17 protein-coding genes are annotated in these 17929 nt (G+C 43.9%); 6 read left to right on the forward strand and 11 right to left on the reverse strand.

The genetic code is table 11. The features are described 5' to 3' along the window. Positions 1 to 100: 100 nt before the first annotated feature. On the forward strand, positions 101 to 1411 hold the full coding sequence (locus tag GQR89_RS12990) for an aminotransferase class V-fold PLP-dependent enzyme (protein ID WP_158770437.1): 1311 nt from the start codon (positions 101 to 103) through the stop codon (positions 1409 to 1411). Positions 1412 to 1457: 46 nt separating this feature from the next. On the opposite strand, the gene GQR89_RS12995 is transcribed toward GQR89_RS12990, so the two are convergent. Continuing rightward, entirely contained in the window at positions 1458 to 2354 is an 897-nt protein-coding gene (locus GQR89_RS12995; RefSeq protein WP_158770438.1) for a hypothetical protein, read from the reverse strand. A 66-nt stretch (positions 2355 to 2420) separates the two neighbouring features. Continuing rightward, positions 2421 to 2846 carry a potassium channel family protein gene (locus GQR89_RS13000; protein WP_199271322.1) on the reverse strand — a complete coding sequence of 142 codons (426 nt, stop codon included), beginning with the start codon at positions 2844 to 2846 and terminating at the stop codon, positions 2421 to 2423. 304 nt (positions 2847 to 3150) lie between these two features. Here GQR89_RS13000 and GQR89_RS13005 point away from each other — a divergent pair, with 304 nt between their 5' ends. Then, positions 3151 to 3717 (forward strand): lysozyme, encoded by a 567-nt coding sequence (locus tag GQR89_RS13005; protein ID WP_158770439.1) that lies wholly within the window; start codon positions 3151 to 3153, stop codon positions 3715 to 3717. Between the two features lie 162 nt (positions 3718 to 3879). On the opposite strand, the gene GQR89_RS13010 is transcribed toward GQR89_RS13005, so the two are convergent. From GQR89_RS13010 to GQR89_RS13040, 7 genes are all read right to left on the reverse strand, one after another. Next, positions 3880 to 4605, reverse strand: a complete 726-nt coding sequence (locus GQR89_RS13010) for a HugZ family protein (protein ID WP_158770440.1) — start codon at positions 4603 to 4605, stop codon at positions 3880 to 3882. A gap of 32 nt (positions 4606 to 4637) precedes the next feature. Beyond that, positions 4638 to 5426: an ABC transporter ATP-binding protein gene (locus GQR89_RS13015; protein ID WP_158770441.1), complete on the reverse strand. Its 789-nt coding sequence runs from the start codon at positions 5424 to 5426 to the stop codon at positions 4638 to 4640. Then, positions 5419 to 6447 carry an iron ABC transporter permease gene (locus tag GQR89_RS13020; RefSeq protein ID WP_199271323.1) on the reverse strand — a complete coding sequence of 343 codons (1029 nt, stop codon included), beginning with the start codon at positions 6445 to 6447 and terminating at the stop codon, positions 5419 to 5421. The genes GQR89_RS13015 and GQR89_RS13020 overlap by 8 nt, the downstream gene beginning before the upstream one ends. A 52-nt stretch (positions 6448 to 6499) precedes the next feature. Next, on the reverse strand, positions 6500 to 7426 hold the full coding sequence (locus GQR89_RS13025) for a hemin ABC transporter substrate-binding protein (protein WP_158770442.1): 927 nt from the start codon (positions 7424 to 7426) through the stop codon (positions 6500 to 6502). Between the two features lie 144 nt (positions 7427 to 7570). Next, on the reverse strand, positions 7571 to 8686 hold the full coding sequence (locus tag GQR89_RS13030) for an HmuY family protein (RefSeq protein ID WP_158770443.1): 1116 nt from the start codon (positions 8684 to 8686) through the stop codon (positions 7571 to 7573). A gap of 26 nt (positions 8687 to 8712) precedes the next feature. After that, positions 8713 to 10713: a TonB-dependent siderophore receptor gene (locus tag GQR89_RS13035; protein WP_199271435.1), complete on the reverse strand. Its 2001-nt coding sequence runs from the start codon at positions 10711 to 10713 to the stop codon at positions 8713 to 8715. Between the two features lie 466 nt (positions 10714 to 11179). Continuing rightward, positions 11180 to 12571 carry a M20/M25/M40 family metallo-hydrolase gene (locus GQR89_RS13040; protein ID WP_158770445.1) on the reverse strand — a complete coding sequence of 464 codons (1392 nt, stop codon included), beginning with the start codon at positions 12569 to 12571 and terminating at the stop codon, positions 11180 to 11182. A 245-nt stretch (positions 12572 to 12816) separates the two neighbouring features. Here GQR89_RS13040 and GQR89_RS13045 point away from each other — a divergent pair, with 245 nt between their 5' ends. The 3 genes from GQR89_RS13045 (at position 12817) to GQR89_RS13055 (ending at position 15504) form a co-directional block, all read left to right on the forward strand. Then, positions 12817 to 13992 (forward strand): aminotransferase class I/II-fold pyridoxal phosphate-dependent enzyme, encoded by a 1176-nt coding sequence (locus GQR89_RS13045; RefSeq protein ID WP_158770446.1) that lies wholly within the window; start codon positions 12817 to 12819, stop codon positions 13990 to 13992. Positions 13993 to 14600: 608 nt separating this feature from the next. Continuing rightward, positions 14601 to 14897 carry a Bor family protein gene (locus GQR89_RS13050; RefSeq protein WP_158770447.1) on the forward strand — a complete coding sequence of 99 codons (297 nt, stop codon included), beginning with the start codon at positions 14601 to 14603 and terminating at the stop codon, positions 14895 to 14897. Between the two features lie 166 nt (positions 14898 to 15063). Continuing rightward, positions 15064 to 15504 carry a DUF6515 family protein gene (locus GQR89_RS13055; protein WP_158770448.1) on the forward strand — a complete coding sequence of 147 codons (441 nt, stop codon included), beginning with the start codon at positions 15064 to 15066 and terminating at the stop codon, positions 15502 to 15504. Positions 15505 to 15609: 105 nt separating this feature from the next. On the opposite strand, the gene GQR89_RS13060 is transcribed toward GQR89_RS13055, so the two are convergent. Together GQR89_RS13060 and GQR89_RS13065 are read right to left on the reverse strand one after the other, a co-directional pair. Next, a complete protein-coding gene (locus GQR89_RS13060; protein ID WP_158770449.1) occupies positions 15610 to 15930 on the reverse strand; it encodes a hypothetical protein in 321 nt (106 codons plus the stop codon). A gap of 37 nt (positions 15931 to 15967) precedes the next feature. Further along, on the reverse strand, positions 15968 to 16999 hold the full coding sequence (locus tag GQR89_RS13065) for a YHYH protein (protein ID WP_158770450.1): 1032 nt from the start codon (positions 16997 to 16999) through the stop codon (positions 15968 to 15970). Between the two features lie 274 nt (positions 17000 to 17273). On the opposite strand from GQR89_RS13065, the gene GQR89_RS13070 reads away from it, so the two are divergent. Beyond that, positions 17274 to 17921 carry a LysE family translocator gene (locus GQR89_RS13070; RefSeq protein WP_158770451.1) on the forward strand — a complete coding sequence of 216 codons (648 nt, stop codon included), beginning with the start codon at positions 17274 to 17276 and terminating at the stop codon, positions 17919 to 17921. The last annotated feature ends 8 nt before the right edge of the window (positions 17922 to 17929 follow it).

The raw sequence follows: 17929 nt of genomic DNA on the forward strand, positions 1-17929 counted from the left end.
CTCGAGCGGCGCCGACTTAGGTAATACCGCAGTTTTTATTTTGTAACCACCAAGTGATTGGCCGCTCACCTGTTTGCTACCACACAATAAGGTGATTGATATGTTAAGACGTGAATTTTTAAATGGATTTGGCCTGAGCGTTGGCGCAAGTTTGTTGATACCAAGCACTGTGCTTGGTGCTCAAACGGCAGAGGTAGTTGCCTCTTCCCCTATTCAGCCTGGGGATTGGACCGCATTACGTAATCTATTTCCTTTGACGCGAAAGTACATCCAGTTGTCGACGTTTTTACTGGCGTCACATCCAAAACCGGTAGCGGATGCTATCGAGAAACATCGTCGAGCGTTTGATGAAAATCCATCAGATTATTGGCATCAGCATTTCGAAACCATTGACCATGAAATCTGTCATGCCGCCGGTCAATATATGGGGTGTAAGGCGCGCAATATTGCTCTAACTGATAGCACGACCATGGGATTAAGCTTGGTTTATAGCGGGTTGCAACTGCAACCTGATGATGAAGTACTACAGACTGTGCATGATCATTATTCTACTGATATGTCCTTAGCATATCGCGCTCAGCGCACTGGCGCTAAAATAAACCGTATCGCGTTATATGATGATCCTGCACGCGCCAATACTGACGATATTGTGCAGCGCATGAAAGCCGCCATAACCAGCAATACACGCGTTTTTGCTGCAACCTGGGTGCACTCTTCCACTGGCGTTAAATTACCCATAAGGGCCATGGCTGACACGATTAATGCTCTGAACAAACAACGAAAAGCCGATCAACAAATATTATTTTGTGTTGATGGTGTACATGGTTTTGGTATAGAAGATCAGAATATTAGTGAATTGGGCTGTGATTTCTTTATTGCCGGTACTCACAAGTGGATATTCGGTCCAAGGGGCACAGGACTGATTTGGGGGAACGATAATGCGTGGGCTCAAAGCGAGCCTGTAATCCCGAGTTTTAGTGCGTCTTACGATGTCTGGTTGGGCGGCATGACGCAAGATCAGGTGCCCGTTGGGGAACACATGTCTCCAGGTGGATTTCATTCTTTTGAACATCGCTGGGCGTTACCTGAAGCATTTAAGCTTCATCAACAGTTAGGCAAAGCCAATGTACAAAAGCGCATTCATCAATTAAATCAGCAAACCAAAATGGGCTTAACAAAGATGCCACACATAACCTTATATACGCCAACCAGTAACGAAATGTCATCGGGCTTAGTTTGCTTTGATGTGAAGGGAGTATCACCAGGGGATGTTGTGAAAAAAATGCATAACAAAGGCATTATAATGAGTAGCACACCTTATCGTATCAGCTATGCTAGATTCGCCCCTTCGCTGCTAAATAACGAGCAAGAGATTGAACAGGCACTTGCCGAAATCCAAGCTTTAGCTTAGCGAAGAAAAATGCAACGCGCCAGCACCTAAACAAAAGTAAGCCCCATCAAGGTGTGAGTAAAGTCACACCTTTTGCCATATACAAATCATCGTACTGTAACCCACCATTTCCGTAGGGCTGAGTTGCAGGGCCGGTATTACAGTTCATCAAGAAATAGGTCAATGGTAATGCTCGTTGCATGCGAAACGTAGCCCCACGGTAAACCAATGTTTGCTCAGGAAATTCGTCCCCTCCTTTTAAATATACATCGTAGGTTTGCCCACCGTTTTGTATCTTGGCATTGTTCACCACATACCAAATTTCATACCACAGGCCGGGAACCAAAGGTTTAGCATCTGAGTTAGCGGCAAAATTCTTTACACTGTCGTATCCATCGGCCACTTTCACCATCAACGCGCCGTCGTTTTTATGGCCATTTGATTCTACTTTATCTGTTACTCGAAGTGTGGCTTCAAAGGCATTGTAATCATGCTTTTTAATCTCTTCAGGCCCTAAATTACTTAACCCAAAAGCATGGTTATTTGGGAAATATTCAACATTTATACGGGTATAAAACGTATATGTCTGCCCAACATCGACCGACTCGGGTAAGGCCTTAAACGTAAGAGCCTTACGGTTACCTACAATGCCTTCGCCTGCTGGTTTTTTGAGCATGTAGTTATTTACGATTTTGTTATTCTGTGAATCACTAACTGAAAGTTCAAGTTGAGGTTCTAGGGCTGTGTGACGTTCAGTGATCTGTGGGTTAGCAATATGCGGAGACGTATCGTTTTTCGTATCGGCTTTTGTCCAATGGTCAAGACTATCGGTTTGTTCAAAATCGTCAATTAGCAACCAGCGATTGTTATGGCCGTGCTTGGTTTGTTCGTTAGCTTGAACGCTCGCCAAAGGCCCCAATAATATCAACCATAAATAACCCAATCTAATTTTCACCATACGCATTTAGTTACCTCTAACGATTAAGTATTCCGATTCTGTTGAAATCCTATATAAAGGATCGTTTCCATGCTAAACAATCTTCCAATGCCTTTGCATTTCAAAAAATAAAAACGAAGCTGTCCACGTGATAAGTACCAAACCTGTTAGCGATTCTATCCCAGTTAGGAATCTTAGCGGCCCTAAAGGCTCAATATCGCCAAACCCTACTGTGGTGTAAACCGTAAACGAAAAATATGCGCTATCGAGCAGTCCACCATTAAAGTTTCCAGTAATACTGCCCCAGCCATCTACACGATTCATAACGTAATAGGCGAATGCAAAAATCCAAATTTCACAGATATGGGCTGTTATTGCACCGAAAACCCCGAAAACTATGCGGTAACTGTGCTTAATTTTCATTTTAGGTAAATAGTTCATGATACGATGCAAAAACTCGTAATGAAGCATCACGGTGGCCGCGACAAGTAAAGTATTGATGGTCAGCACATAAAACATTTTGGGTATCCAATAAATCCACATTACATCGATGTTTAGAAATCAATATTTGAGGGGTAACTAAGCAACACAGTGAACAAACAGCAGTATCAGTAAAATCAATCTTAGCATCAATCATTCGCCTGCCTACAGTTTTGTATTATTCCCCTATAACGCACCAAATGTTATCCCTAGAGCACAAACCCCATCATAAACTTGCAAATTGCGCACTTCGCGTTTTAATTAAGAGGAAAATTTATTTAAACGTTAGCTGGTAACGAATGCAGGAGTTATTTATTCAGCGCTGGCCCATAGAAGGATTCTTATGAACATTAATCAACTGATTATCTTGATAATTCCCACTTTTTGCATACTTGTCAGCGGGTGCGCAAGCCAGAAAAACACTTCACCGGCTACAGGTTCATCGCCTACCACAGCAAACACTCCGCCCGCCCCCACAACGAAAGGAGCAACGAACCAAGCCTGTATCAATATTATTAAACACTCAGAAGGCGTTAGACTAAAAGCCTATCAAGGTCCAGCTGGACACTGGTTAATTGGCTATGGTCATAAGGCTGATGTCGTTAAAGGCATGAAGATAAATGCGCAACAGGCTGAAAACTTGCTCAAAACTGATTTGCTTAAAATTGAAGATCAAATGAGCAAATTGGTGAAAGTGCCTGTCAATAATAATCAATTTAGCGCTTTGGTCTGCTTGGGTTACAACATAGGCATGGGCAATCTATACAAGTCGACTTTATTACGTTTACTCAATAAAGGAGACTACGCTGGCGCGAGCGCTCAATTCAGTGTATGGCGAAAAGCCGCCGGTAAAATTAACAGTCATTTAGTTGCTCGACGGGCAAAAGAGCAAAAATTATTTAACCGATAATTAGGCTCAATAATACAAAAAACACATTAACGCCCGTTACGCATAGCTAGAAAGATACCAGTAACGGGTCGCTATTTGTGGCTAAAATAGCGTTAACATTAATCAAAAAGAAATTACCACCCTCAACATAATTGTACTCAATTAACGATATATCTAATCGGCTTACGCCACTGTCAACGTCGATGCGGCTCTCGCAGCATGTGTATCTGCCACAAGTTGCTCCCTAACCTGCTTGGCTGTCGTGCAAAGCTGGTCAAACGGACAATACACAATATGGTCGTCAGCTTGAATATGTACCCCTTCAAAAAATGCCGATAGCATAATGACCTTCTTTGCTCGCAACCCAAACTGATGAGCAACAATAAGGGACATAGCGTCTTGGTGGTCGTCATTCATATGCTGCACAATTTCGTTGCTTGCATGATGCCATTGTTCCGCAAGTGAGAGCCAATCCGATTTATTTATCCAAAATATTTTGCCAAACCCGCCAATGTAACGAATACGTTCAGCTTTTATCTGGTAAAACATAAAGTCATGGGTTTGCTGATAACCTTTGGCTTGAGGAAATAAGCGTAAATACTGAGCAGTCACGTCTTCGTTATCAATTAACTCTGCGTCACCTAATAAAGTTACACGACCAGCCGCTTGAGAGTCATTTTGCCCACTATCAAACATAGTCATCGACACTTTAGTGTTGCCCTTAATATTGCGGGTATGTTGAGCAATTTGGCTAATATAAATAATCAAGTTGCCTTCTGTAGTCATAAAATACGGTACAACGGAGCCAAATGGGTAGCCTTGTACAGATTGTGAGTGCGTACTAAGCACACCACTGTGTTGCTGACGAACTAAGGTTTTGGCATCAAAAATATATTGTTCCAATTTCATTGTACTTCCTTCGTAATAAACGTGAGAAATCATCAGTGGGTGATATACGGCACACTGTTGTGTTGTGGAATAAGTTTGGGCATCACCCCAAAACATTGATGTAAATTTTGCGCATTAATAACATTCGAAGCACTGCCTTGGGCTAAACAACGACCATTCGCTAACAAGATAACCTGTGTGGCATATGGCAATATAAGGTTGATATCGTGACTTACACACATCACGCCTAATCCTTGCAGGCAAAAACCTTTCACGATTTCCATCATGGCTTTTTGAAAACGGAAATCTAGGGCTGACGTTGGCTCATCAAGTAGCAATAACTTCCCCTCAAAATCGCGCCCGTTTTTTGTTTCGTTGGCATTGGGCAGCAATTGCACTAATGCTTTGGCAATAAAAACTCGCTGACGTTCCCCGCCAGACAACGTTCGTACGTCACGACCAAACAAATGCCCGATACTTAATTGTTCGGCCATTTGGCAAATCAACGCATTGCTTTGGTGTTGGCTTTCATGCTGGTTGGTGCGGCCTAGCTGCAATACTTCTTCGGTAATAAACGCAAACTGCACCTGATTATGCTGATTCACAAACGCGCGCTTTTTTGCCAGCAATTTGCTTGGCCAATCATTGACACTTTTTTGCCCAAACGTCACCTTGCCCTTATAACTTGAATGTAACCCCGCAATACAGCGCAACAAAGTAGATTTACCACAGCCATTTTCGCCAATCACGGTCATAAAATCGCCACTATTAATAGTCAAATCAAGCCCCTCTAATAAGGTGAAAGCACCGTGGCTTAGGGATACATTTTGTAGTTTAAGCATTTACACCTGTGCCTTTTTGTTTGGCTAACAAATACAGAAAAAACGGTGCGCCCACTGCCGAAGTGACGATACCAATAGGAATTTCAAGTGGTGGAAATAATGCTCGTGACGCAGTATCCGCCGCAAGCATAAGAATCGCGCCTAATACGCCGCAAGCAGGCATTAAGTATTTATGATCTGCACTAAATAAGTTGCGTGCGATATGGGGCACAACTAGTCCAACAAAACCAATAATTCCGCATAGCGCTGTTGCCAAAGCCACAGAAAAAGCCACCAGCCACAAAATAAGACGCTTATATTTATTAACCTCAAGGCCCATACATTGTGCTTCATTTTCCCCTAAAGAAAATAGGTTGAGCGGCTGTCGAAGGTGCATATACAAACCAATAATAGGTACGCTTAGGATACTTACAAACAATATTTTTGACCAAGTTACCCCTCCAAGACTACCCATTGTCCAGTAGGTTATTTGGCGTAAAGCATCATCGTTTGCCATATAACTAATGGCGCCAATATGTGTACCAGCGAGGGCATTGACCGCCACACCCGCTAATATTAATGACGAAATAGCCATGCCAGCTGAAGTACGCGCCACAATTAATACAATCCATACCGCTAACAACGCGCCGATAAACGCACTCAAGGCAATAAAATACTGTCCGCCACTGGTGAGCTGTGGGTAATGATTAATCAGCGCCAGTGCTGTAGCAGCTGCAGCTGCAGCACCGCCAGAGATCCCAATCAATCCTGGATCCGCAAGTGGATTTCTGACCAAACCTTGCATGGCACAACCCGACATCGCCAGTAATGCTCCAACGAACATTGCCATAAAGATACGCGGCGCCCGCAATTCAGAAAACACATACCATTGTAAATATTGCTCTTGTGATAAATCTTGTTGATTAAACTTATGCGACAAGGCCTCAACCAAAATACCCATTGATTGTTCGAAGCTACCAGATTGCATACCGACCATGAATAACACCAAGGCTAATATCAGCGCCACAGTAAAGGCGCGCATGTGTTTTTGCCGGCGAGCTTGCAACGTAAACTGCAGTTGTAAGGGAGTGACTTTAGTGTGCATCAGTATAAAACGACGCTGTGCGCTCAAGCACGGTTTGTAAGGCTTGTGGATAACGCGGCGATAAACCCAGCGCACTGCTACTTTCCATGCTACTAATGGCGCAGTTTCGCCCAGCTATAGTGGCTTTAAGCGCAGGATGTTGGCATAAACGCTGTAAGGCAGCGCCGTCTTTTACGCGGTGGCTGGCCACAAAAATAATATCTGGATTAGCCGCCAAAATAGACTCGTTATCCATCACCTTATAATCATGAAGACCCTTCGCTGCGTTTATTATCCCCGCGTCATTAAACAAGGCTTGCGGCACAGTATTTCCTCCGGCAACGCTAAGCCCTCTGTCGCTATCAGACATAATAAACAGCGCGGTAACTTTGATATTATTGCGCTTAGATCTGCTCATGTTGATTCTGGCCTGTGCCTTTATTTTTAACTCAGCAACCTGTTTACCAATACTATTATTCAAATTCGTGGCCTTTTCTGGCGCGTCTAACAGCAGGCCTATCTCGCTGACCAATTGGTAGAGTCCATCTAAATCCCGTTGCTCATTAAAAATATGTACCTTAATCCCCGCCGCCTTAAGTTGCTCTGGCAAGCTTTCAGGCCCCGTTGCTTGTGCACCAAACAGATGAGTGGGCTGAAACCCTATAATGCCCTCGGTACTGAGCTGTCGAAAATAGCCTAGCTTAGGTAGTGATTCAGCCGCCGCGGGAAACATACTGGTGCTGTCTGCGGCTACGATAAATTGCTGTTTATCAAGTGCATAAATAATTTCAGTAATACTGCCACCAGAGGCAATAATACGCATATCTTTGTGCGCCGAGTGGTTACCAACATCAGCCGATGTTTTGACTTGTGCCCATGTTGTGCTCCCTAAGCCTAACGAAACAGCGACTAGAAAATAATGAATAAATTTGAACATAAATGATCCGTGTTACATTAAAAGTTGACGTGAAATTGAAGTGTCTTTTGGGGTACAACCTAACCACGAAAAACAGCCTATCAACTCAATAAACAAGCAAAACCAACAAATGGCCATGCTAGAAATGCTTATGCATTACTGAGCTTAAAGTTCATCAAAACGAAAGCTATAGTTGCCGGATGTACCTGCTTCATCGTAATAACTAGTGATCTGTATTTTGAATGTACTGATATTAGTTTTGACTAAATACACACCGTATTGGGACCACAATAAATGACCGCCATTTAAGTTGTATTGATACCAAGGGTTAGTATCAAAAGCTAACTCTTGAGTAACGTCTGAAGTGAAGCCATAATACTGCGCAGCTTCACTATCGATCGCAGCATAAACGTTATCTTCATCGACTAACGCTGTCGCATCTTGGGCAATGTGTATGTCGAATTCAGCACCGGTTATTTCATCGATTGTGGTGCATGCCAAAGATATATCCCATGCGTCACTGGCAGAAAGTGCCGCGCCTAAGTCAAAATCGATATACACGTTTTCAGTACAATCCGCCGTATTGATGGTTAGCTCCGACTCAGTGCCAAATTCGGTGTCTCCTGCTAGCGTGTCTTGTGCGGCAACACCGAAGGTAATCGACGACATCGTGCGGCCTTGTGTAGTTAAGTCGGTAACCCGAAATTTGCTATACACATCGTCGGAATCGACAATAAAGTAAAGATCGTCATTTGCACTTACCACGTGAGTGGATAAGTCGTAATCATAAAATTTAGCACCAATAACGCTTTCTTGGGTATCCCTCACAAAGCTGTCTTCTGTGGGAATATCAGCTGTACTGATCACCAGATAGTCATCAAGCTCAGAATCCCCATCGGCGTTTAGAAAGCTGTCCACTACGGCGCTACCATTTGCTGTATAAAAATCACTGTTTACATCAGTAAAAAATGCACCAACGCTATTGTCACTATGCGTATTTAAATACACTTTCGTGCGCTGAAACGCGATATCCCACACACTATTATCAGTCGCTTCTTCATCAGTTAATTCAACGACTTCGCCCGTATCTAAGTCAAAGTACACCCGAACCGGTTCGGACGTTGTGCCAGTGCTGAATGGTCCGAAAATGGTCCCCTCTTCAGCGACGGGTGTAGCGGGCTCTGACGGTGAAGGCTCAACGCTGCTATCACCTGAACTTGAACCGCCACATGCAGTAAGTAACATGACCGCACCCAAGCTAGCTAAATAACTGATTTTCATAAAATATATATCCTTAAATGTGTGTGTTAGTAAAATTGATATGTCACGCCAGCAAATACTCGACGGCTCGCCAGCGGGCGTACATCGAGTAAACCTGAGGAAATGGCTTCACTTTCCTGGTGTTCATCGAAGAGATTGTCGATACCCGCATTCCATTGCCATTGATCATTGATATGCTGATTTACACTTAGGTTGACGCTTAGCCAGTTATCTTTTTCAATGCCAGTTTGGGTACTACTTGGATGTTCACCAGCCTCATAAACCACATAGGCTAATGCGTTGATATCAAGGGGAAGTTGCCAATTAATATTTGATTTAATTTGATGAGTAGGTCGATCACTTAAATACGCACCACTACCATCAGTGGCGTGAAGGTAGCTATAGCTAAGTTGATAATCTATTTTTGACCAACTTAGCTTTGCTGATAAGTCCACGCCTTTGATATAGGTTTTATCTACGTTCTCGTATTGGGAAATTAGCAGACCTGTTTGCGCCGATGCATCCACATCGGTCACTGTATTGATAAAGTCTTTTGCCTTGGAATAATGTGCGTTAGCACGCAAAGATAATCTGGGGAAGTGCACGTTCGATGTGTGTTTAAAAGCCAATAATTTGGCCACAGTACCGTGATAGCTGATCTCTAAATTTGCACTTAGCGCAGTTTCAGGATCAAGAGACTCATTGCCCAAGACCATGTATCCTAAATTGCTGTGATCAAACACATAAAAACGTTCTTTCAAGGTAGGCACACGATAACTTTGGCCGGCCCCTACTCGTAACTGCCATAAATCATGTTTGTCGTCGCTAAGGGCAAATAATCCATTTACGCGGGTAGCGCTGTGCCAGCCAAAATCACTGTCATACTGAACCCGAGTACCCGCCACAAGTTCGTGCTCTGCCACCTGCCAACTTCCTTGCGTGTAACCTTCTATGCTGTTACGGCCTTTATCCGCTATTTCAACCGTGCCATCTGACACGCCAATATCAGTGTCTGACACCGACACACCTTGCTTCATTTGGTATAGTTCGTCACGGTGCAACACCAAACCAGAGATCAATGTCACCTCGTTTAATTGCCACTGATATTGGCCGTCTAATTCTGCTAGTTTTATTTCAGCATCGCGCAAGCCATTTGAATCACCGCTCGTTTCATCATGTTGCAGCACGCGACCTTGAATTTTCCATAATTGATTTTTGCTTACGCCGAAATCTTGCTGCCATTGATGTACATTTGAAAGATAACTGATGTCCCCAGACTGCCCAGGAATGGCATAGCGTAACTTGATTTTATCATCGCTGAAATAACGAGATTTCAGCGAAAAATTCACTTCACCAAAGGTACGAGCCAGCCCTAAATTAACGAATTTTTTGTCAGTAGTTGGTGCACTTTGTGCAAGTGTATTCTTATCGTAATCAAAACCGGGGTCATCAATTTTTTGCGCGCTAAGACTTCCTTGCCAGCCTAGAATCATTTGATTAACGTCTAACTGATACAATCCTGCAACATCCCCGGAATCAATACTATTTTGAGTATAATTACTGGCTTGATACCTAAATTTAGCACTGTTTTTCTCCGCTTTGCGTGTAATAACGTTGATCACTCCGCCCATGGCGGAGCTACCATAAAGTACCGAAGCAGCCCCCCTCAAAACTTCAATACGTTCTATGTTCAGCACGCTGATTTGATCCAAGTCCGCTGAAGCGCCAGTAGGGGCAATAAGCGGCTGACTATTCACTAACACCAACACATGATCCCCATCAAAACCTTGCATTTGGACCGTGTAACCGTCTTTTGCGTTACGTTTAGTCACCACTCCAGGAATATAATTTAAAGCACTCGCCAGCGTGCCGTGACTAACCTGTTGCAGTTGCGCACCCGTGATCACATCGATAGATATAGGACTTCTAGACTGAGCGAGCTCTGTTCGCGTACCCGTGACAACGAGCGTTTCAAGGGGAGAGCCAGCCGTTTCTTGCGTCATCTGGTCTTGATTTAATTGACCGACGGCGCTCGTACTTAGTAGCATTAAGCAAGGTAAGATTGGTGTAGGGTTCAAGATAATATCAACTGCAAATAGTAATGGTTATCATTTGCATTTTAATTTGTCATAAGTTACTCCCTTAGGTCAAGTGTAATTTTGATAATTTATTCTCTTACCCAATCAAATTGGTCTTATACAGGATACATAAAGGTAAATAATTAGACCTGTTTCAACTGTATATAAGTGTCGAATTATCATTTATTAACCGGTTGATATTTAAGCATTCAGCTAAAATAGCCCGTGTTGAGCTCATGAGCTTAACCTCATCATCTATCGACGAGTCAGAGGCGTTGGTCGAAGGAAAGTTGAACTAAGGGCAGTAAGCTTGGCAGCGCTAAAGAGAATGAATCTGCGCAAAAAAGAAAAACATGGTGAAATGTTGCAATGTTGCAGAGTACGGTGAATAGAATAAGGTGAACTAAGCTGCCCACATTTGTGGGCCACTATGTCATTAATCTGTAGTCAGTTCTTTAAGAATAATGGTCCAATGATCGAGCCCATCATAAAACGCTTTGACCGGCAGTCGTTCATTTAAGCCATGAGCAAACATTTCATCAGGATCCATAAATACACTGGACATTGCCCAAGTAGGTATTCCCGCGGCACGAAAATGCATGCCATCTGTGCCGCCCGACTCCATATAAGCCATAATACTCACATCTGGATAGCGCGCGTGAACCGCTTTACTGATTGCATGAGTCACATCTTCGCGCAATTCTGATATCGGGCTAGCAGTTGGCTGGCCTAAGGTAACAAATTCGATAGCAGGATTTTTAACCACTTCTCGCAAGGTGTTTTTTACCTCTTCGACTGACGTGCCAGGAAAGATACGACAATTGATCGTTACCGTCGCCGACTGCGGTGCGGCATTTTCAGCATGACCAGCAGTTAACATGGTAGGAATACAGGTAGTACGCGTTGTTCCCACGTAAGACGATTCTTTTTCTAAGCGGTCTGAAGCGGTTTTATCCGATGGATTTTTTGCAAAATCTCGCATGGCTTGACCTAGCTCCCCGCCTAATTGTTTGCCTGATTCACGGAAGAATTCTCGTGTCATATCGCTGTACTGAACGGGAAAATGATATTGCTGAAGGTTTAATAATGCGCTTGATATTTCATAAATCGCATTATCTGCTCGCGGTCTAGAGCTATGACCACCGGGGTTGCGAACGGTTAACTCAAAACTGACATACGTTTTTTCCGCCGCTTGCACTAAATACGCAATCGCTTTGCCTTGTGCATTTAAATCGCCACCACCTGCATCAGAATTTAAGGCATATTCGGCCTCGAGAAGTGCCGGCATTTTGGCTAACATTTCTGTGGTAATCATGCCGGTTTCTTCATCCCCAGAAAAAGCGATGATAAGATCACGGTTCGGGACAAATCCTTCTTTTTTCAAGCGAATAAAAGTAGACGACAACATGGTCACGCCCAATTTGTTATCGATACTCCCGCGACCATAAAAATAGTGATTGTCCTGGGTGAGCTCAAACGGATAACGCTGCCAATCTGCGGGCAGGGCTTCAACAACATCCATATGCCCTAATAACAAAATGGGTTTCTTGTTAGAGTCCGGCGCACCACGGTAACGCACCACCAATGCGGCCGTTTCACCACTGGGAATAACGTTTACATCTTGTTTGGCAAAACCAGCTGCATAAAACTCTGACGCTAAATAGTTAGCCATTTGCGGCACGTTTCCTTTGCCTGCAACCGTTGGAATAGATATAACGTTACGATAAATATCCAGCGTTTTCTGTGCATGCTCAGTATGTTGATTTTGCGCGGAAAAGGCGCTTGAACAGATAACAAGCGTGACAACTGACGTAATAACCTTAAGCATGATGGATCCCTTGAGCGTTATGCATTTCCGTGTGAGGTTAACTCAACTTAGCATAAGCCAAAGTACAGTCAACTAAAGACCTTCCCGCGCTCATTTTGCCCCACTGGTTTGTTAATATTGTTCGCTAGGCAGGTTCAATTAAAATTACCTTTAAGCGTTTAAATGGATGTGTTGGTGCTTTAAAAATGGCAGAATATCGGGCTTTCGTTCGTCCTTCATGTCACCAATAAGTTGAGTTGTATCATTTGAAATATTCACAGCGCGCACAAGCCATTTCACCTTTTTTCGCCATGGCTTTTGGGGCGAAAGCCGCTAAGCTAGAAGCTCAAGGTCATCACGTCGTTAAGCTCAATATTGGTGAACCGGATTTTGGTGCACCGCCCGATGTTTTACTCGCCATGCAAAAACTGGCGACCACCACCCCCCTGCCCTATACCTCAGCGTTAGGCTTACCCGAGCTACGTACAGCCATCGCTGGCTTTTATAAAACCGCACATGATGTAGATTTAAATCCAAATCGTGTGGTCGTGACCGCTGGTGCGTCGGCGGCCTTATTACTGTTAGCTGCTGCTTTTGTGGATGAGGGCGACAATGTCATCATGGCTGACCCGTCCTACCCCTGCAATCGTCAATTTATTAAAAGCTTTGGTGGCAAGGTTCAATCGGTACCAACTGATCCTCAGTCGCGCTTTCAGTTAAATATGTCATTACTTGAACAACATTGGCAAGCTGGCACACGAGGCCTAATGCTGGCCACCCCATCAAACCCCACAGGTACCGCCGTGGCGCCAGATGAACTGGCCGCTATGTGTGATTTTGCTAAAAGCAAAGGTGCATGGCGCATCATTGATGAAATCTATCTTAATTTACATCATGGCGAGGCTGATGAGAAACCTGTTACAGCGCTGGCATTTGATGATGAGGCTCTCGTCATTAATAGCTTTTCAAAGTATTTTGGCATGACAGGCTGGCGTTTGGGTTGGTGCGTAGTGCCTGAACGGGCCGTGCCGGTGATGGAGCGATTAGCCCAGAATTACTATATTTGCCCGTCAACGCTTGCGCAAAAAGCCGCATTACAGTGTTTCACGCCAGCGTCCATCGCGGTATGTGAAGCACGCCGAGCCACCCTTAAATCACGCAAAGAACTGGTGTTAGCTGGCTTACAAAAATGTGGTTTACACGTTCCCGTTCAGCCAGATGGTGCATTTTATGTATATATTGATGTGAGTAATACTGGCCTTTGTGCAATGACCTTTTGCGAACGTGCCTTGCAAGAAGCCCATGTGGCTATGACCCCGGGTAATGATTTTGGTGAGTATCAAGGCGATAGTTATGTACGGTTGTCCTTTGCATCTGCTGAAAGTGAGTTACAAGAGGGATTGGTAAGGTTAGGTGGTTTTATGGCAAAACTGGCTTTATAAATGCTTTATGTCAAATCAGCATTTTTCGCTTGTTTCTGAATCTCACCCTAAGAACAAAGTTGCGCTGTAAGATATTCGCTTGGTGAACATTTTTTTGCTGCTCAAACCATATTTGGTAAGTGCAGTGAGATATGCGCTACGTATTGCACATTAGTGGCCTGCAGCCACTTATGCACTTCGCACCGGGCAACCATGCCTGTTTTAAATTACGTCCCGATTTTACACAACTCCAAGCTAACGCGACTTTCAGCTAAAACCGCAAATAAACACACGGATCCAATTGGATATCTAAAGCAAACTTCAGACATTGCTTAAAAAAGGTCTAACTTTTCAAGATTACTCTATGGTCTTTTCTTTGACTTAGCTTACTCGATTCCAATATGCTTTAATAATAACAACGGATGTTCCAACAAACTAACGCGGTAAAAAAAAGTCGCGTAAAGTAAGTGAAAATATTACCATCAACCTATTGCTACGTATAAAAATCACTTACCTTACCTTTGAGCAATAGTATCTAAACGGCGCAATTTGCAGGTTAACATTTTCATGTTTTTGCCTATACATGGAATTATATCTTAAGGGCAACAATTCATAATCAAGGAGTTTTTATGACATTTAAGTTATTTGGTGTTTTATTTTGCAGTGCTTTCCTATTTGGGTGTGCAGCTCAAACATTCACCATTAATGGTGAGAATGCTGAGGTGCCTACCTCTGAAAAGTCTCAAACATTTTTTATCAGTGGTTTAGGTCAAGAGCAAGTTACTGATGCCGCTAAAATTTGTGGCGGCGCAGCATATATTATCAAAGTAGAAGCTCAACAGACTTTTATAAATGGCTTATTAGGTGCAATAACCTGGGGTATATATACGCCTAGATCCGCTAAAGTTTATTGCAAAGTAAATTGATATAAAAATGGTTCCAGTGAGCGCTGCCGCGTTCGCTGATCTCAACGAATATTGCCGCCACCTTCTTTAGCCACGTCCCCTTTACACAATCTTTACGCTATACACCCTAACAATCTCCTAGTTGCAGTATCCAAAATACATGAAAGTAAATTTTGGGAATATTGTTATGAAAATTCGTACTGCCTTTATCACATTGAGTAGTTGTTTTCTTTTGTCGTCGTGCGGTTTGTTTCATGGCAGGCATTCAGGGGGGCATGGCCATGGTAGCATTAATGTTCGTGGTGGAGGTAATGGGCCAGCGGCGCTAATTATATTAGGTGTAGGGGTTGCGATTGGCACCATCATAGCTGCCATGCCGGAAAAACATACGCCTATAGGTTCAGGCCGCTATTATTCTGATGGCATATTTTATCGTGACTCTCCACGGGGTTACGAAGTCATTGCTGCGCCAATGGGGGTTTGGGTAAATGAACTCCCTGCACGACATCGCGTTGTGCGTTATCAAGACTGCGACTATCACGAATGCAAAGGGGTTTGGTATCGTTTTGATCCCCGTAATCAGCAATATCAAGTTGTTGTTAACCCTTATGAAGTTAGTACAAGCTAATAAAATTTAGCTAGAGTAACCGCCTATGATAGCCGCCTATGATAGCCGCGCTACGGAAGCCGCGCTAAGATAGCCATGTTGCGAAAATTTAGTCCTACGTCAGTTTTACTCATTTTCTGATGTACCGTCTTGCTCTTTGTGCATGTGTCCCTCACCAACTTGCGATTTTTTAGCCTTTACCTTTTGGATAGGTTGGTTTCTAACACACATCAAGGCTGTTGCCATGTATTGACAGGTGCCAATGTATAAATCGTGGTGCCCACCCTCGTATTCACAGACATCTGACTTTGCTTTTTCGTTGCACGCATCTACCGCAATCACGTTGAGTGGTCCAGAATGTGCGATGGCATAACTCGGAGCAAGCAACACGGTCGATGCAGCTAGCAACATAAGGGGAGCTGCGTAAATCGCTTTTTTAAATATCATTGTCCCATCCTAAAATATATTCCTATCGCGTCGCTGGCTAGTCATGGTCAGGCGGAGCGCTACCTGGGGGTGGCCCACCGACTGGAGGACCGCCACCAAGAGGTCCTCCAGCAGGTCGAACGGTTTCACCATGCAAACATCCAATAAACATGTTCTCGCTCGGGCTTGCCGCATGGTAATGGTAGCCTCTTATGTCGTCAGTTGTGCCACGGCATTCATCAAGTGACTCCTCTTTGCCTTGTGCATCTCGCATTGCATAGATACCGTAACCGTCCACTGCATAACCTATTAATGAAGCATGCCCGTCTTCACTAGCAAGGGCATCAGTACAACCAGTTGTGGCATGGTAGTGATAACCTTGGTGTAAGTTGATGTGACCACCACAGTCGTCAAATGCGGCAATTGTGTAACTTCCTAAAATTGCGTCTATGGGTGCAGGCCCTGATAACTCAGTGCCATCTAAGGCGATTCCTACTGTGCGTACTCGGCCTGTTTGTGCCGCAGGTATGGGCGTGGTGGGTATCAGATAGGTTTGCGAAAAGTCATCTTCAAGATAAGCTAATTCGCACTCAATACAGTTTTGTTTATATTGCTCTTCTACATCGGGGCGCGCAGCTCCTGAGCACGCCTCTTTTGTGGCGGTGTAGCGTATATTTCTAGTTTGAGCATCGTAAAGCACCCATTTCTCATCACCGTAATATTCATCTAACGTTAATATGAAATGACCGGTAAGATCGACTAAGTCGCCTGAACCGTCTTTGCTAAACCAAGCGCCAGTTACATCGGCGCCATCATCGATTGTTCTTGGGCAGAAGGGGCCCGGTACTCGCCCCGCCGGCGCACCAGAGACGACGAACTGGTAACATGTCGTTGCCGTGCCTTGGGCAGTTTCACAATCAACGACTTGAGGCTTTTCGATAAATGCTCCGTTAGCAAACATAGAGACGTCTAATCCTGTATAAATGTCCGTTTTTCCCGTTGTGCCATCTGAGGAACCGTTGCATCCAGCTAATGCTAATATACTAAAGGTAATAAGGCCGATTAGTGATGGGGTCGTCAATATGCTCATGGCGTAAATCCTGCTCCGTATTTAGGTATATAATGTGAATACTTTCACATTATAATAAATGACGCTATCGTTCTTACAAATGCTTACAGTGATACCACTTCGGAGTTTGGTTATGCCCGCAGAAACGTCATTACTGTGCACCCGACATCTAGTTGAGATTGGTAGAATGGATAAGTGTTTGGGTCAGAGGGATTCGATTGTAACGTTTGACGTGGTATAAAAACCATCTCGGTACGGCGTCCATTGAGCAGAACCAATAAATGAAGTTAAACCTATGCATATTTTAAATTTTGAAGCATTTCTACTGGCGATTACCTTGTTAACTATTACCCCAGGCATTGATACGGTGCTGGTGATTAAGAATACTAGTCGTTCGGGCGGCAAAGATGGAATTGTGACCAGCCTAGGTATTTGCCTCGGGCTTTTTGTCCATGCTACGTTTTCTGCTGTGGGTATTTCAGCCATATTACTTCAGTCCGCTGAGGTGTTTATGGCCATGAAATGGATCGGTGCTGGCTATCTTATTTGGTTAGGTATTGGCGCGTTGAAAACAGCTTTTCGTAGCCACCATGGCCTCACCATTGATAATTCGGGCGTCAGAGTATTCAGCTTTCGCCGCTCGTTGAAGGAAGGGTTTTTATCAAATGTGTTAAACCCAAAAACGGCGGTTTTTTATCTAGCATTTTTACCCCAGTTTATCGACCCCCAACACTCCCCCTTTGCGCAAGCAATGACGATGGCGGCAATCCATTTTGTGATTGCGATGATTTGGCAATGCGGCCTTGCTGGCGCAGTCCGTTCTGCTAAACGTTTTTTTGCCAGTCCTGCTGCCTTAAAATGGATGGAGGGCATCACTGGCAGTGTATTAATATTGCTGGGTGCTAAACTGTTATTAGACGAACACAGCCAAGACCCTAGCTAAAGATAAGG

This window comes from Paraglaciecola sp. L1A13, from assembly GCF_009796745.1.
GTDB lineage: Bacteria > Pseudomonadota > Gammaproteobacteria > Enterobacterales > Alteromonadaceae > Paraglaciecola.